This window comes from Streptomyces termitum, from assembly GCF_014650175.1.
GTDB classification, from domain to species: Bacteria; Actinomycetota; Actinomycetes; order Streptomycetales; family Streptomycetaceae; genus Streptomyces; species Streptomyces termitum.
In genome coordinates this window covers 192089-207559 of the sequence record NZ_BMUL01000002.1, presented here as the reverse complement: position 1 = coordinate 207559, position 15471 = coordinate 192089, and the positions used below count along the sequence as shown (strand labels likewise).

Annotated in this window: 10 protein-coding genes; 8 read left to right on the top strand and 2 right to left on the bottom strand. The window is 73.2% G+C overall.

The genetic code is table 11. The features are described from left to right. Positions 1 to 22: 22 nt before the first annotated feature. Both IE219_RS04310 and hemW read left to right on the top strand, forming a co-directional pair. Complete coding sequence (locus tag IE219_RS04310; RefSeq protein WP_189975164.1) at positions 23 to 5611, top strand: PDDEXK-like endonuclease domain-containing protein; 5589 nt, start codon at positions 23 to 25, stop codon at positions 5609 to 5611. Between the two features lie 61 nt (positions 5612 to 5672). Then, positions 5673 to 6914 carry a radical SAM family heme chaperone HemW gene (gene hemW / locus IE219_RS04305; protein ID WP_189975163.1) on the top strand — a complete coding sequence of 414 codons (1242 nt, stop codon included), beginning with the start codon at positions 5673 to 5675 and terminating at the stop codon, positions 6912 to 6914. A 12-nt stretch (positions 6915 to 6926) separates the two neighbouring features. Here hemW and IE219_RS04300 read toward each other — a convergent pair whose 3' ends face one another. Together IE219_RS04300 and IE219_RS04295 are read right to left on the bottom strand one after the other, a co-directional pair. Next, a complete protein-coding gene (locus IE219_RS04300) occupies positions 6927 to 7733 on the bottom strand; it encodes a DUF3097 domain-containing protein (protein WP_189975162.1) in 807 nt (268 codons plus the stop codon). Between the two features lie 10 nt (positions 7734 to 7743). Next, positions 7744 to 8472, bottom strand: coding sequence for an MBL fold metallo-hydrolase (locus tag IE219_RS04295; protein WP_189975161.1), 729 nt, complete (start codon positions 8470 to 8472; stop codon positions 7744 to 7746). Positions 8473 to 8608: 136 nt separating this feature from the next. Here IE219_RS04295 and hrcA point away from each other — a divergent pair, with 136 nt between their 5' ends. The 6 genes from hrcA (at position 8609) to IE219_RS04265 (ending at position 15466) form a co-directional block, all read left to right on the top strand. Then, entirely contained in the window at positions 8609 to 9628 is a 1020-nt protein-coding gene (gene hrcA, locus IE219_RS04290; protein WP_189975160.1) for a heat-inducible transcriptional repressor HrcA, read from the top strand. Then, a complete protein-coding gene (gene dnaJ / locus IE219_RS04285) occupies positions 9629 to 10768 on the top strand; it encodes a molecular chaperone DnaJ (protein WP_189975159.1) in 1140 nt (379 codons plus the stop codon). A gap of 230 nt (positions 10769 to 10998) precedes the next feature. Further along, positions 10999 to 12078 carry a nitronate monooxygenase gene (locus IE219_RS04280; RefSeq protein ID WP_189975158.1) on the top strand — a complete coding sequence of 360 codons (1080 nt, stop codon included), beginning with the start codon at positions 10999 to 11001 and terminating at the stop codon, positions 12076 to 12078. Continuing rightward, complete coding sequence (locus IE219_RS04275; RefSeq protein WP_189975157.1) at positions 12075 to 12818, top strand: 16S rRNA (uracil(1498)-N(3))-methyltransferase; 744 nt, start codon at positions 12075 to 12077, stop codon at positions 12816 to 12818. The genes IE219_RS04280 and IE219_RS04275 overlap by 4 nt, the downstream gene beginning before the upstream one ends. 207 nt (positions 12819 to 13025) lie before the next feature. Continuing rightward, positions 13026 to 14369 (top strand): ATP-binding protein, encoded by a 1344-nt coding sequence (locus IE219_RS04270; protein ID WP_189975156.1) that lies wholly within the window; start codon positions 13026 to 13028, stop codon positions 14367 to 14369. Then, positions 14366 to 15466: a tetratricopeptide repeat protein gene (locus IE219_RS04265; RefSeq protein ID WP_189975155.1), complete on the top strand. Its 1101-nt coding sequence runs from the start codon at positions 14366 to 14368 to the stop codon at positions 15464 to 15466. Before IE219_RS04270 ends, IE219_RS04265 begins: the two co-directional genes overlap by 4 nt. Positions 15467 to 15471: the final 5 nt, after the last annotated feature.

The following is a 15471-nucleotide window of genomic DNA, read 5'->3' as shown; positions in this document are numbered from 1 at the left end:
GCCGTCCGTCAGCGAGGTAACCGTGCCCGACCCCGCCGTTGTGCCCGAGGATGCCGCGCGCGTCCGGCAGATCTTCCGCTACCTCGCCGAGGTCGGCGGAACCCGGACAAAGCCCGTGCGTCACGACGACGGTGCCCGGCACACCCTGTGGTTCGACGAACTCCCTCCGCAGTTCCAGAACTTCATCCGGGAACCGATACCCGGCGACCGTCCGCTGTGGCTGCGGGCCGAGCGGCCGCTGAGGAGCGCGCCTCCCCTCCCGCCCCAGCCGCTTGCCCTCTGGCTGGACGCAGCCCTTGTGCACGACTCGGAGCCCGAGGAAGCCCCCCGGTTGCGCGCCACTGCGGAGCTGTCCGTCTCCGAGGTGACCCCCGACGGCAGCACCCTCCGCCGCACCCGCACCGTCCCCCTCGGCGAGTACCAGCGACGCGACGAGGTGGGGGCCCAGTACGGTGAGTGGGCCGCGCTCTGGACCAGCTGGGCTCGGTACGACCGTGCCGTCAAGCCTGTGGTGCGGGCCTACGACCGCCTCTACCGTGTCCATGAGGACGTCAGCGATCTCGGCGAGAGCTATGAACTCCTCCTCGGCCTCGGTCATCTGGCCTGGCAGTCGGGCGACGAACCCGTCCGGCGTCATCTCGTCACCTGTCGCGCTGTCATCGCTCTCGACCCGGACAGCGGTGCCATCACCGTCGCCCCTGACCCCGAGCACGGGGCGTTTGCACTCGACGAATCGATGATCGACTCCGATCAGAAGGCGCGTGCTCACACCCGGGAACTCGTCCTGAAGGACCTCGAAGCGGCCGGTGACGCCACCGAGCCGGAGGGCCGTGACCTGCTGCACCGGGCCCTCAACACCTGGGCGATCGCGGCTCATCAATCGGGGGAGTACATCCCCCGACCGGACCGCCCGGGCCGGAGCGCGCACGGGGACGCGCCCGTCGTCCGGTTCGCTCCGGTTCTTCTCCTGCGCGAGCGCACACGCCGCAGCATGCAGGAAGCCCTTCAGAACGTCGCCCGCCTCATCGAGAACGGGGCCGAACCGACCCGGTTGCTGAGGGCGATCGCGGGCACGGACGACTCTGCGGGGTTCGACGGATCCGGCCGCCCCCACGACCCGGACAGGAGCGGAGCGAGCGCCCCGCCGCAGGAGCTCTACTTCGCGCTCCCCTCCAACGACGAGCAGCGTACGATCGCCGAGCGGCTGCGGGACCGCAGCCTCGTCGTCGTCCAGGGTCCGCCCGGCACCGGCAAGACGCACACCATCGCCAACCTCGTCACCGATCTGCTCGCCCACGGACAACGTGTGCTGATCACCAGCCACACTTCACGTGCTCTCAGGGTCCTCAAAGAGAAGCTCCCCCTCTCCGTGCGGGAACTCTGCGTGAGCCGTACGGACGAACTGACTGCCCAGCAGGAGCTGGAGCAGTCGGTGAAGGCGATTCTCGACCGTCAGGGCGAGTTCTCCCCGCGCGACTACCAGCGGCGGATCAAGGACCATGAGGAGAAGCTGCGCACCGCCCGCTCCATCCAGGCCGTCTCCCTCAAGGAACTGCGCGCGATCCGTGAGCGGGAGACCTACCGCCACCCCATGGACATAGGCGACTACCAGGGAACCCTCGCGCAGATCGCGAGCCGTCTCCACGACGAGCGACCCGTCCACGAGTGGATCGGCGTGGTCCCGGCCCCGGAAACCGTCGTGAGCGCCGATGCGGTGGCCGGACTCCGGCGGGCCGCCCTTGCCTTCACCGCACGGCACCGGGCACTGGCAGCCTCTGTTTCGGCGAAGCTCCCCGCCGTCCAGCAGCTTCTGTCCGGACCGGAGTTCGCCGAGGCCGTCACCGCAGTCCGGGAGGCCGAGGCCGACCTGGCCACCCTGCGTGCGACTTCGCAGTCGTCCCTCCTCGACGGCCACGTCGTCGGCCTGCCCGTGGACCGGCAGGAGGGATTGGCGCAGGCGCTGGAGGACTTCCTTACGGCGATGGCCGAAAGCGCGCAGGAGCAGGCGTCGTGGTTCACCGCCCTGCGCCAAGAGACCCTCGACGGAAGGGAACACGAAGCGAGGGCGCAGTCCGACCGCTCCCACGCGGCGCTGGAGGCGGCCCTGCAAGCGATGGATTCCTGCGGGAACGCCCTGGTCAGCGGCCTGGAGAAGCTGACCGTGGCAGACGCGCTCGGCCTGTCGACCACGCTCCGCGACGGCCTTGCCGCCGGCGAGAAGCTACGCGGCCCCCTCGGCCTCAAGACCCGGCTGCGCAAGGCGGTGGGCGACTTTCCGGAGACGGTGAAGGTCGACGGACAGACGGTGCAGACGCCGGCCGCCGCCGAGACCGTGCTCCAGCGGGTACGGCTGGAGCGCCACCTCCAGGACACCGAGGAGGAGTACGGCACCCCGGAGCCCTGGCAGTCGCCCTCCCGCAGGCTGGCCCGGCTCCGGCAGCACGTCCAGGCCCTGGAGACTCTCGTGGCGCTCGCGGACCGCCGCGCGGCCCTGGTGCGCTCCGCATCAGGGTTTCCCGCCTTCGCGGGCCTCGCCTGGCAGCACGACGAACCTCGGACCACCGTGGTGGCCCTGCTGCGCGCCCACGCCGCCAGCCGCCGTGCCGCCGCACCGCGCCGAAGCCTGGCGGACACCGCTGCCGTCCTTGGTGCGGCCGCCCTGCAGCGCGGCGTCCCGTCCGCCGTGGAGCGGGCCCGGCGCGCCGCGGAGGAGCAGGACGTGCGGGCCTACGCCGAGGCGGTCGGAGAGATGGAGGAACTGAGGGAGGCGTTGGCCCGCAAGCATGCCTGTGATCTGGCCTACTCCGCCGTCGCCGACCAGCTGCCCGAGCTCGCGGATCAACTGGAGGCCGAGGCGGAGGCCCCGGTCTGGGGCGAGCGGCTGCGCCGCTACGAGGAAGCCTGGGCGTGGTCGGCCTGGTGCAGCCGGATGGAGGAGCTGACCGATCCCGCCGCCGAGAAGCGCACTCTGGCCCGCCTCGCCCAGGCCGATGCCGATATCCGTATCGGCTTGGAGCGGCTCGCGGCGGACAAGGCGTGGTACGGCTGCCTCTCCCGGCTCACCGACGACCAGGCCGTCGCCCTCACCTCATACCAGCAGAGCGTCAAGCGGCTGGGGAAGGGAACGGGAAAGTACGCGCATCAGTACCGGCAGCAGGCCCGGGAGAGCCTCAAGGGGAGCCAGGAGGCCGTCCCCGCGTGGATCATGCCTCTGCACGCGGTCACGGACACCGTTCCGATGGACCGGGCCGGCCGCTTCGACGTGGTCATCATCGACGAGGCGAGCCAGTCCGGCCCGGAGGCCCTGCTTCTGGCCTGGCTCGGAGCCAAGATCGTCGTGGTGGGCGACGACAAGCAGGTCAGTCCGGCCAACGTCGGCATCGACCACGACCAGCTGTTCGCCGTCCAGCGACGGGTCCTCGGCGGGCTCCCCGACTTCCGTCGCAACCTCTTCGCACCCACGGCGAGCTTTTTCGACATCGCCTCGGGACTCGCCGGCGGGAGGGGCCGGCTCATGCTGCGCGAACACTTCCGCTGCATGCCGGAGATCATCGGGTTCTCCAACGAGCTCTGCTACGGAGGCAAGCTTCAGCCGCTGCGGCAGTACGGCGCGGACCGGCTGCCTCCGCTGCGCTCGGTCCACGTCGCCGACGGATACGTGGAGGGCACCGGGCAGAAACAGGCCAACCACCTGGAGGCTGAACGCCTCGTGGAGGAAGTGGTCCGGTGCATCCAGGACCCGGCCTACGCGGGCCGGACCATGGGGGTGATCACCCTCCTCGGAAACGGGCAGAAGTTCCGCATCGAGGATCTGCTCGCCGACCGCGTCCCCCTCGACGAGCGGCAGCGCCGCCGGCTCAGGGTCGGCAGCGCGGAGGAGTTCCAGGGTGACGAGCGAGACGTCGTCTTCGTGTCCACCGTGGCCTCGCTCACCGGCCCGGACGGCCCGCGCCGGATCGGTTCCTACAGCAGCACCCTGTACCAGCAGCACATCAATGTGGCGGCTTCCCGGGCACGGGACCAGGTCTGGCTCTTCCACAGCGTGACCCTGACTGAGCTGGCCGAGTCGGACTTTCGGCGCCGATACCTCGACTGGTTCTCCCGGCCTGCGGAGCAGCTGGACGGTCTGGGCCTCGGTGACGTCACGGAGGATGAGCCCCACGATGCCTTCGACAGTCTCTTCGAGCAGCGGGTCTTCCTGGCCTTGAGGCGGAAGGGGTACCGCGTCCGTCCGCAGTACCCGGCCGGGCGGTACCGGATCGACCTCGTCGTCGAAGGCGGTACACGGCGGCTCGCCGTCGAGTGCGACGGAGACGCGTTCCACACGGAGGAGAACGCGGACGCGGACGCGGCCCGCCAGCGCGAGCTGGAGCGGGTGGGCTGGACCTTCGTACGCATCAGGGGCAGCCGTTTCTTTTTCGACCCTGACCTGGCACTGGAACCGCTCTGGGCGGAGCTCGACAGGTTGGGCATCGAGAAGGCGATGGACGAGTGGACGGATCCGGAGACGGTCGAAGTCCCTGCCCGGACGCAGGACCAGGGTCCAGCGGACCCGGCTCTCGCGCCTGCCACGGCATCCATCGGCGGACCGCAGGCCCCGATCCCGATCCAGGTTCCGGCAGAGCCGCAGGACAAGGTGGAGCCCCTGGTTCAGATGCCGGCAGAGCCGCAGGACCGGGCAGAGCCTCAGGAACGGTCGAAGGAGGCGGTGTGGACGACCGACCCGGCGGGGTTCAGGACCGCAGCCTGGCTGCGACGCGGGGAGGTGAACGCGGCCCAGCACTCCTTCAGCATGAGACGCACCGCGCCCAATGCCGAGGAGCGCCGGAGCAAGGCGCGCTTCCTGCCCGGTGCGGACCCGTCGGGCGGTGACATGGTCGAGGTCGTCCGGGAGGGGGAGCCTCTGGTCCGGCTGAACCACGACGAGGTACAGGGGCTCATCCGGGCCGGCATCGCCAGGACCGATGTTCCTGTGCTCCAGGCAGGCCACCAGACAGCCCTGGTCCGGTATCACGGTCGGCAGACGCCGGAAGCGGCCTTGCACGGGTCCTCCACGGAACTCATGCGTCCGGTGGCTGAGCCGGTCTTTCAGGGACGAGCGGCATCCCCGGTGGCCCCGGTGGAGGAGCTGACGGCCGGACCCGGGCGGCGACTGCCGGAGGAACGGATCCGGCGTCTGTCCGTGAGGGCGTACCAGAGAGTCCAGCGGGAGCTGGACCGCATCCGGGACGAACTGGAACGGCCGGAGCCGGAGATCATCGCGGTGGACTCGGCGTCATGGCGGTCCCAGCAGGCCGCGCGCGAGCAGCTGCTGGACACCCTGCACGACCGCAAGGACTTCCTGAGGACCCTCCTGGATGAGGCCGAGCTGGACCCCCGCGCCGGCGGTCGGTACGTCACCCCGGGATGCCTCGTCGGGGTCGAGCACTCCGGTGCGGCCGGAATCACAACCTACGAGATCGCCCTGAGAGCAGGAGGCGACGCCGAGCGGCTGAGCCCCGACACCCCCCTCGGGCAGGCCCTGATGTGGCGGGAGGCCGGCGACACCGTCGAGTGGCGTTCGGCGGACGACCGCGCCCACAGAGCGATCATCCGACGGGTGGAGGACTGATCCGGTCCCGGACCGGGGCGCGGGGCGGCACCGGACTGGGTGCCCCGGGCGGTGCGGGACAATGGGGCCCATGCCTTCCGTACTGCCCGATGGTGAGCCCGTGCCCGAGGACGGGGCGCTGCCCGCGCGCGCCCTGGAGGGGGCCGGGGACCGGCCGCTCGGGTTCTACCTGCACGTGCCGTACTGCGCCACGCGGTGCGGCTACTGCGACTTCAACACGTACACCGCGAGCGAGCTGCGCGGTGCCGGGGGCGTGCTCGCCTCCCGGGACAACTACGCCGGACAGGTCGCCGAGGAGATCCGGCTCGCCCGGAAGGTCCTCGGCGACGACCCCCGGCCGGTCCGCACCGTCTTCGTCGGCGGCGGCACCCCGACGCTGCTCGCCGCCGGGGACCTGGTCCGGATGCTCGGCGCGATCCGCGACGAGTTCGGACTCGCCGACGACGCCGAGGTGACCACCGAGGCCAACCCCGAGTCGGTCGACCCCGCCTACCTGGAGGAACTCCGGGCCGGCGGCTTCAACCGGATCTCCTTCGGCATGCAGAGCGCCCGCCCGCACGTCCTCAAGATCCTCGACCGCACCCACACCCCGGGACGGCCGGAGGCGTGCGTCGCCGAGGCGCGGGCCGCCGGCTTCGCGCACGTCAACCTCGACCTGATCTACGGCACCCCCGGCGAGTCCGACGACGACTGGCGGGCCTCCCTGGAGGCCGCGGTCGGTGCCGGGCCCGACCACGTCAGCGCCTACGCCCTGATCGTCGAGGAGGGCACCCAGCTCGCCCGCCGCATCCGGCGCGGCGAGGTGCCGATGACCGACGACGACGTCCACGCCGACCGGTACCTGATCGCGGAGGAACTGCTCTCCCGGGCCGGTTTCGACTGGTACGAGGTCTCCAACTGGGCCACCTCCGAGGCTGGGCGCTGCCTCCACAACGAGCTGTACTGGCGCGGCGCCGACTGGTGGGGCGCCGGACCCGGCGCCCACTCCCACGTCGGCGGCGTGCGGTGGTGGAACGTCAAGCACCCCGGCGCCTACGCCGCCGCCCTCGGCGCCGGGAAGTCCCCCGGCGCCGGCCGCGAACTGCTCTCCGAGGAGGACCGCCGGGTCGAGCGGATCCTGCTGGAGCTGCGACTGCGCGAGGGCTGCCCGCTGGACCTGCTCCGGCCCGAGGGGCTGGCCGCCTCCCGCCGGGCCCTGGCCGACGGGCTGCTCGACCCGGAGCCGTACGCCGCCGGGCGGGCCGTCCTCACCCTGCGGGGACGGCTGCTCGCCGACGCGGTCGTCCGCGACCTGGTCGACTGAGGGACGGTGGGGTCAGCCCACCGTCACGAAGTCGATCAGGTGCTCGACCCGGCCCAGCAGCTCCGGCTCCAGGTCCTTGTACGACGTCACCCGCTTCAGAACGGCCTGCCAGACCGCGCCCGTGTTGTCGGCGGGCCAGCCCAGGGCGCGGCAGACGCCGGTCTTCCAGTCCTGCCCCCGGGGCACCTCCGGCCAGGCCGGGATGCCCAGGACGGACGGCTTCACCGCCTGCCACACGTCGATGTACGGGTGCCCCACCACCAGCACGTCGGGGGAGGCGACCGCGGCGGCGATCCGCGACTCCTTGGAGCCCGGCACCAGGTGGTCGACGAGGACGCCGAGCCGGGCGTCGGGGCCGGGACCGAAGGCCGCGACCACGTCCGGCAGGTGGTCGACGCCCTCCAGGTACTCCACCACCACGCCCTCGATCCGCAGGTCGTCGCCCCAGACCCGCTCGACCAGCTCGGCGTCGTGGCGGCCCTCGACGTAGATCCGCCCGGCGCGCGCCACGCGGGCGCGGGCGGTCGGCACCGCGAGCGAGCCGGAGGCCGTCCGGGCGGGCCGGACCGGGCCGCCGGACGCGGGGCGGACCAGGGTCACCGTCCGGCCCTCCAGGAGGAAGCCGCGCGGCTCCAGCGGGAAGACCCGGTGCTTGCCGAAGCGGTCCTCCAGCGTCACCGTGCCCGCCTCGCAGCGGATCACCGCCCCGCAGAAGCCGGTGGACACCTCCTCCACGACCAGGTCGGGATCGGCCGGGACCTCCGGCACGGGGGCCCGCTTCTTCCACGGGGGCGTCAGATCCGGTTCGTAGCTGCGCATTCCGGGGACGCTACGACACCGGGAAGCGGCGTGCCAGTTCATCGCGCTGGCGCCGGACGAAGGCCGCGTCGACGACCGCGCCGTGCCCGGGGACGTACAGCGCGTCCTCGCCGCCGAGGGCGAGCAGCCGGTCGAGGGCGTCGGGCCAGCGGGCGCCGACCGCGTCCGGCCCCGCCTGCGGCTCGCCGGACTCCTCCACCAGGTCGCCGCAGAAGACCACCTCGCGCTCGCCGGGCACGAGGACGGCCAGGTCGTGGCCGGTGTGGGCGGGGCCCAGGTTGGCCAGCAGGACCTGCCGTCCGCCCAGGTCGAGGGTCCGCTCGCCGGTGACCGCGTGCCGCGGGGCCACCAGCGCCTCGGCCGCCTCCGCCGAGGCCCGCTCGCCGGCGCCCTGCCGCACCGCGTCCTCGTACAGCTCCTCGCGGGTCCGGGCGGAGGCCAGCAGCTCCTCGGTGCCGACCGCGCCGAAGACCTCCGCGCCGGCGAAGGCGGCGGTGCCCAGGACGTGGTCGAAGTGGGGGTGGCCGAGTGCGATGTGCGTCACGCGCCGGCCGCCGGTCAGGGCCTCCGTCTGGGCCCGGATCGCGGCTCCCTCGGCGAGCGAGGAGCCGGTGTCGTACAGCAGTACGGCCTTGTCCCCCACGACCAGTCCGGTGGTCGCGTCCCAGCCGGGCAGCCGCCGCCGCCCCACCCCGTCCGCCAGCCGTTCCCACCCCTGAGCCGTCCAGTCGATGCGCATGCCGCCGACGCTAGCGGGTCCGCCTCCTTGCCAGGAACGACCGGCCCGGCCGTACACTGGCCGGGGATCGCTGGCACTCGGGCGGGGCGAGTGCCAAAAGCGGAGCAACCGGAACGGCTGGAGCGGAGGTGGGAGCGTGCTGAGCGAACGCAGACTCGAGGTGCTGCGCGCCATCGTCCAGGACTACGTCGGGACGGAGGAGCCGGTCGGCTCCAAGGCGCTCACCGAGCGCCACCAGCTCGGCGTGTCCCCGGCCACCGTGCGCAACGACATGGCGGTGCTGGAGGAGGAGGGCTACATCGCCCAGCCCCACACCAGCGCCGGTCGCATCCCGACCGACCGGGGCTACCGCCTCTTCGTCGACCGGCTCGCCGGCGTCAAGCCGCTGTCCACCCCCGAGCGGCGCGCCATCCACAACTTCCTCGACGGGGCCGTGGACCTCGACGACGTCGTGAGCCGCACGGTGCGGCTGCTCGCGCAGCTGACCCGGCAGGTCGCCGTCGTCCAGTACCCGTCCCTGACCCGCTCCTCCATCCGGCACGTCGAACTCCTCGCGCTCTCCCCGGCCCGGCTGATGCTCGTGCTCATCACGGACACCGGGCGGGTCGAGCAGCGGGTCATCGACTGCCCCGTGCCGTTCGGCGAGACCTCCCTCGCCGATCTGCGGGCCCGGCTCAACAGCCGGGTCGCCGGGCGGCGCTTCGCCGACGTGCCGCAGCTGGTGCAGGACCTCCCCGAGTCCTTCGAGGAGTCCGAGGACCGCGCCACGGTCTCCACCGTGCTCGCGACCCTGCTGGAGACCCTGGTGGAGGAGCACGAGGAGCGGCTGATGATCGGCGGCACCGCCAATCTCACCCGCTTCGGGCATGATTTCCCCCTGACGATCAGACCCGTCCTGGAAGCCCTTGAGGAGCAGGTCGTGCTCCTCAGGCTGCTCGGCGAGGTCAAGGAATCGGGCATGACCGTACGGATCGGGCACGAGAACGCCTATGAAGGGCTGAACTCCACGTCCGTCGTCTCGGTCGGCTACGGTTCGGGCGGCGAGGCAGTCGCCAAACTCGGCGTGGTCGGACCGACCCGCATGGACTACCCCGGAACGATGGGAGCGGTACGCGCAGTGGCACGTTACGTCGGACAGATCCTGGCGGAGTCGTAAGTGGCCACCGACTACTACGCCGTGCTCGGCGTGCGCCGCGACGCGTCCCAGGACGAGATCAAGAAGGCGTTCCGGCGCCTGGCCCGCGAACTTCACCCGGACGTGAACCCGGACCCGAAGACGCAGGAGCGGTTCAAGGAGATCAACGCCGCCTACGAGGTCCTCTCGGACCCGCAGAAGAAGCAGGTCTACGACCTCGGCGGCGACCCGCTCTCCTCCGGCGGCATGGGCGGCGGCGCGGGCGGCTTCGGAGCCGGCGGCTTCGGCAACTTCTCCGACATCATGGACGCCTTCTTCGGCACGGCCGGGCAGCGCGGGCCGCGCTCGCGGACCCGCCGCGGCCAGGACGCCATGATCCGCCTGGAGATCGACCTCAACGAGGCGGCCTTCGGCACCACCAAGGACCTCCAGGTCGACACGGCCGTCGTCTGCACCACCTGTTCGGGTGAGGGCGCGGCGCCCGGCACCTCCGCGCAGACCTGCGACATGTGCCACGGCCGCGGCGAGGTCTCCCAGGTCACCCGGTCCTTCCTCGGCCAGGTCATGACCTCCCGGCCCTGCCCCCAGTGCCAGGGCTTCGGCACCGTCGTCCCGACGCCGTGCCCCGAGTGCGCGGGCGACGGCCGGGTCCGGTCCCGCCGCACCCTCACGGTCAAGATCCCGGCCGGTGTCGACAACGGCACCCGGATCCAGCTCGCCGGGGAGGGCGAGGTCGGCCCCGGCGGCGGCCCGGCCGGCGACCTCTACGTCGAGATCCAGGAGACCCCGCACGAGGTCTTCCAGCGGCGCGGCGACGACCTGCACTGCACGGTCACCATCCCGATGACGGCGGGCGCGCTCGGCACCAAGGTGCCGCTCCAGACGCTCGACGGCATGGAGGAGATCGACATCCGGCCCGGCACCCAGTCCGGCCAGTCGGTCCCGCTGCACGGGCGCGGCGTCACCCACCTGCGGGGCAACGGGCGCGGCGACCTCATCGTGCACGTCGAGGTCCAGACCCCGGGCAAGCTCGACGCGGAGCAGGAACGCCTCCTGCGCGAACTGGCCAAGCTGCGCGGCGAGGAGCGCCCCACGGGCCAGTTCCAGCCGGGGCAGCAGGGGCTGTTCTCGCGGTTGAAGGACGCGTTCAACGGGCGCTGAGCGGAGGGGCCCGTGCTGCCGGGGGTCCGGGGGTCGTCCCCCGGGTCAGCACGGCCAGCCGGGGCAGCAGGGGCTGTTCTCGCGGCTGAAGGACGCGTTCAACGGGCGCTGAGCCGAAGGCCGTTCCCACTGTTCGCCGAGCGGACGCGTGTGACCGGTGCGTGAGAGGGGCGGCACGGAGAGTGCCGCCCCTCTCCGCTGCCCGGGATCGGGCATGACACGATGCCCATATGTCCACCACCCCACTGAACGATCTCTTCCGGTACCCGATCGTGCAGGCCCCCATGGCGGGTGGCGCCTCCTGTCCCGAACTCGTCGGCGCCGTCTGCGCGGCCGGCGGGCTCGGTTTCCTGGCCGCGGGCTACAAGACCGCCGGAAGCCTCTACCAGGAGGTCAAGCAGGCCCGGAGGCTGACCGGACGGCCCTTCGGCGTCAACGTCTTCATGCCCCAGGACGGCCCCACCGCCGACCCCGCCGCCGTCGAGGTCTACCGCCACCAGCTCGCGGGCGAGTCCGGCTGGTACGAGACCCCGCTCGGCGAGACCGACGAGGGCCGCGACGACGGGTACGAGTCCAAGCTGGCGATCCTCCTGGAGGACCCGGTCCCCGTCGTCTCCTTCACCTTCGGCTGCCCGCGCCCCGAGACCCTCGCCGCCTTCGCCCGCGCCGGTACGTTCACGATCGTCACCGTCACCTCCGCCGAGGAGGCCCGCACGGCCGAGGCCGCCGGGGCCGGGGCGCTCTGCGTCCAGGGCGTCGAGGCGGGCGGCCACCAGGGCTCGTACCGCGACGACCCCGCCGAGGAACAGCCCGGCACCGGCCTGCTCACCCTCCTCACCCAGGTCCGCGAGACCACCGCGCTGCCGCTGATCGCCGCCGGCGGCATCATGCGGGGCGCGCAGATCGCCGCCGTCCTCGCCGCCGGGGCCGCCGCCGCGCAGCTCGGCACCGCCTTCCTCGGCTGCCCCGAGTCCGGCGCGCACCCCCTGCACAAGCGGGCCCTCACCGACCCGCTCTTCCACCGCACCGCCCTCACCCGGGCCTTCTCCGGGCGGCCGGCCCGCGGCCTCGTCAACCGCTTCATGCGCGAGCACGGCCCGTACGCCCCCGCCGCCTACCCCGAGCTGCACCACCTCACCGCCCCGCTGCGCAAGGCCGCCGCCACCGCGGGCGACGCCCAGGGCATGGCCCTGTGGGCCGGCCAGGGGCACCGGCTCGCCCGCGAGCTGCCCGCCGGGGAACTGGTCGCGCTGCTCGCCGCCGAACTCGACATCGCCCGCACCGGACTCGACCTCAGGAACGCCTCATGACCGCACCCGTCTTCGTCGTGGACACCCTCCCCACCGGCCGGACCTTCGTCCTCGACGGGCCGGAGGGCCGGCACGCCGTCTCCGTGAAGCGGCTGCGCGAGGGCGAGGACGTCGTCCTCGTCGACGGGCGGGGCGGCTGGGCCGACTGCGTCGTCCTCGCCGCCGAGGGCAAGGACCGGCTCACCCTCGAACTCTCCACCGTCCACCAGGACCCGGAGGAGCGGCCGTACGTCACCGTCGTCCAGGCCCTCCCCAAGGGCGACCGGGGCGAGCTCGCCGTCGAGACGATGACCGAGACCGGCGTGGACGCGATCGTGCCCTGGTCCGCCTCCCGCTGCATCACCCAGTGGCGCGGCGAGCGGGCCGGGAAGGCGCTCGCCAAGTGGCGCTCCACCGCCCGCGAGGCCGGCAAGCAGTCCCGCCGCACCCGCTTCCCCGAGGTCACCGACCCGATGACCACCAAGCAGGTCGCCGCGCTCCTCGCCACCGCCGACTTCGCGGCCGTGCTGCACGAGGACCGCGACCACCCGAGCGGCGCCCTCGCCACGGCCGAACTGCCCGCGAGCGGTTCGATCGTGCTCGTCGTCGGCCCCGAGGGCGGGGTCTCCCCGGAGGAACTGGCCGCCTTCGCCGAGGCGGGCGCGCGGCCGTACCGGCTCGGGCCCAGCGTGCTGCGCACCTCCACGGCGGGCACGGCGGCCACCGCGGTCGTCCTCGCCCGCACCGGCCGCTGGGGCTGAAGAACCGGACCCGCGCACGGCCCGGCGGGACGGTCGGCGGCGGTCCGGCAGGGACCGGCGGCGGCCCGGCGGGACGGTCGGCGGCGGTCCGGCGCAGGGCCGGCGGGGTTCTCGCACGGGTCCGGCGCGGGGCCGGTGACGGGTCGGCGGGGTTCCGGCGGGGGACCGGCTGTTCCTTCGGGGCGGATCTTTTCTAGGCTGACCCGTATGGCCGACGAGTCCCCCTTGATCCGCAGTCTGCGCGCCGCGGTCGCCGCCGCGCCCGGCGACGTGCCGCTCCGCCTCCACTTCGCCGAACTCCTCCTCTCCGAGGGACGGAACGACGAGGCCGTCGCGGAGGCGGCCGCCGCCCTCCAGCACGCGCCGGGGGACGCGGCCGCCCGCGCGCTGATGGTCCGCGCCATGGGCATGCCGCCCGCGCCGCCGACCGTGCCCACCACTCCGACCGTCCCCGGGCCTCCCGCCGTGCCCACGACCCCCGCGCCCGCCCCTCCCGCGCCCCCGGCCGTCCACGAGACGCCCGCTCCCGAGGCCCCCCGGCCCCCCGACGCGCCCGCCTTCGACTGGGCCGCCGCCGAGGAACAGGTGTCCGACCTCGTCGGGCCGAGGTTCCTGGAGGAGGCGCAGACCGACGGCGGGGACGGCCTCGACGGGGACGCCGCAGCCTGGGACGTCGACGCCCCCGGAGCCGTACGCCTCGCCGACGTCGGTGGTATGACCGACGTCAAGGAACGCCTCGAAGCCGCCTTCCTCGCCCCCATGCGCAACCCCGAGCTGCGCCGCCTCTACGGCAAGTCCCTCCGCGGCGGCCTGCTGCTCTACGGTCCCCCCGGCTGCGGCAAGACCTTCATCGCCCGCGCCGTCGCGGGCGAGCTCGGCGCGAACTTCCTCACCGTCTCGCTCTCCGACGTCCTCGACATGTGGATCGGCGCCTCCGAGAAGAACATCCACGACATCTTCGAGACGGCCCGCCGCCAGGCCCCCTGCGTGGTCTTCCTCGACGAGCTGGACGCCCTCGGCGGCAAGCGCTCCCGCACCCACAACAACGGGCTCCGCAACGTCGTCAACCAGCTCCTCACCGAGCTCGACGGCATCGCCTCCGGCACCGGCAACGAGGGCGTCTTCGTCCTCGCCGCCACCAACGTGCCCTGGGACGTGGACATCGCCCTGCGCCGCCCCGGCCGCCTCGACCGCACCCTCCTGGTGCTGCCGCCCGACGCCCCCGCCCGCGAGGCGATCCTCCGCTACCACCTGCGCGAGCGCCCCATCGAGGCCGTCGACCTCGGCCGGATCGTCAAGGCCACCGAAGACTTCTCCGGCGCCGACCTCGCCCACCTGTGCGAGACCGCCGCCGAGGCCGCGCTCCTCGACTCCGCCCGCACCGGCACCGTCCGCCTCATCGGCACCAAGGACCTCCTGAACGCCGCCAAGCAGCTCAGGCCGTCCACCGAACCCTGGTTCGCCGCCGCCCGGAACGTCGCCATGTTCGCCAACGAGGGCGGTCTCTACGACGACCTCCTCGCCTACCTGAAGCGGAAGCGCAAGCTGTGACCACGCCCACCGCACTCGCCCGCGCCGAGGCGCTCTACGACGCCGGGCGCTTCGAACAGGCCGGCGAGCTGGCCGCCCGCCACCTGGCGACCGACCCCGAGGACGCCGACGCGCTCGTCCTCCTCGCCCGCTGCCTGCACCGGGCCGGCGACCACCCGGCCGCGCTCACCGCCGTCGAGCGGGCCCTGCGCGCCCAGCCCGAGCTGGTCATGGGCCACCTCATGCGCACCCAGATCCTGCTCGCCCTCAAGCGCTTCGGCGACGCCGAGGCGTCCGCCCACCGCACCGTCCAGCTCGCCCCCTCCTTCTGGGGCAGCCACTACGCGCTGGGCACCGCGCTCGCCGAGACCGCCGAGTACGGCGGCGGCCGCGACCGGGCCCGCGTCACCGCCGCCTACGAGGCCGCCAGGACCGCCGTCGCCCTCGGCCCCGAGGAGGACGCCGCCCACTTCCTCGTCGGCCTCACCGCCCAGCGGCGCGGCGACCACGCCACCGCCCGGCGGGCGTACGAGACGACCCTGCGGCTCAACCCGCAGTCCAGCGAGGCCCACAACAACCTCTCCCTGCTGCGGCTGCGCCGCCGCTGGCTGCGGCGCGGGGCCTGGACCCAGGCCGCCGAGGGCTTCGTCGCCTCCGCCGCCCTCGACCTCACCGACCGCAAGGCCCGCTACAACCTGGAGGCGATGGCCTGGGGGACCGCCGCCGGGGCCCGCTGGGTCGCGCTGGTCGGCTTCGTCGCCTCCGTGATCGCCCTCGCCTGGGTCCCCTCCGACGCGTCCGCCTCCGAGGCGGTCGTCCCGCTCCTCACCGGCGGCGCCGTCCTCGTCGCCGCCTGGGCCGTCTGGGGCGTGTGGATGGCCCGCCGGGTGCCGCCCCGGCTGCGCCGCCCCCTGCTCCTGGTGGCGCGCAACTGCCCGCCCGTGCTCTACATGGCCGGCGCCGTCGCCCTGCTCAGCCTGTACTCCTTCGCCGTCCTCGCCCTGTGGTCCCTCGACTCGGCCCTCGTCGGCGGCCTCGGCACCCCCCTGTTCTGGGCCGTGATCATCACGTACTGGGTGAGCCGCTCCGCCCTCAACCGGCGGATGCCCAAGGACTGACCCGA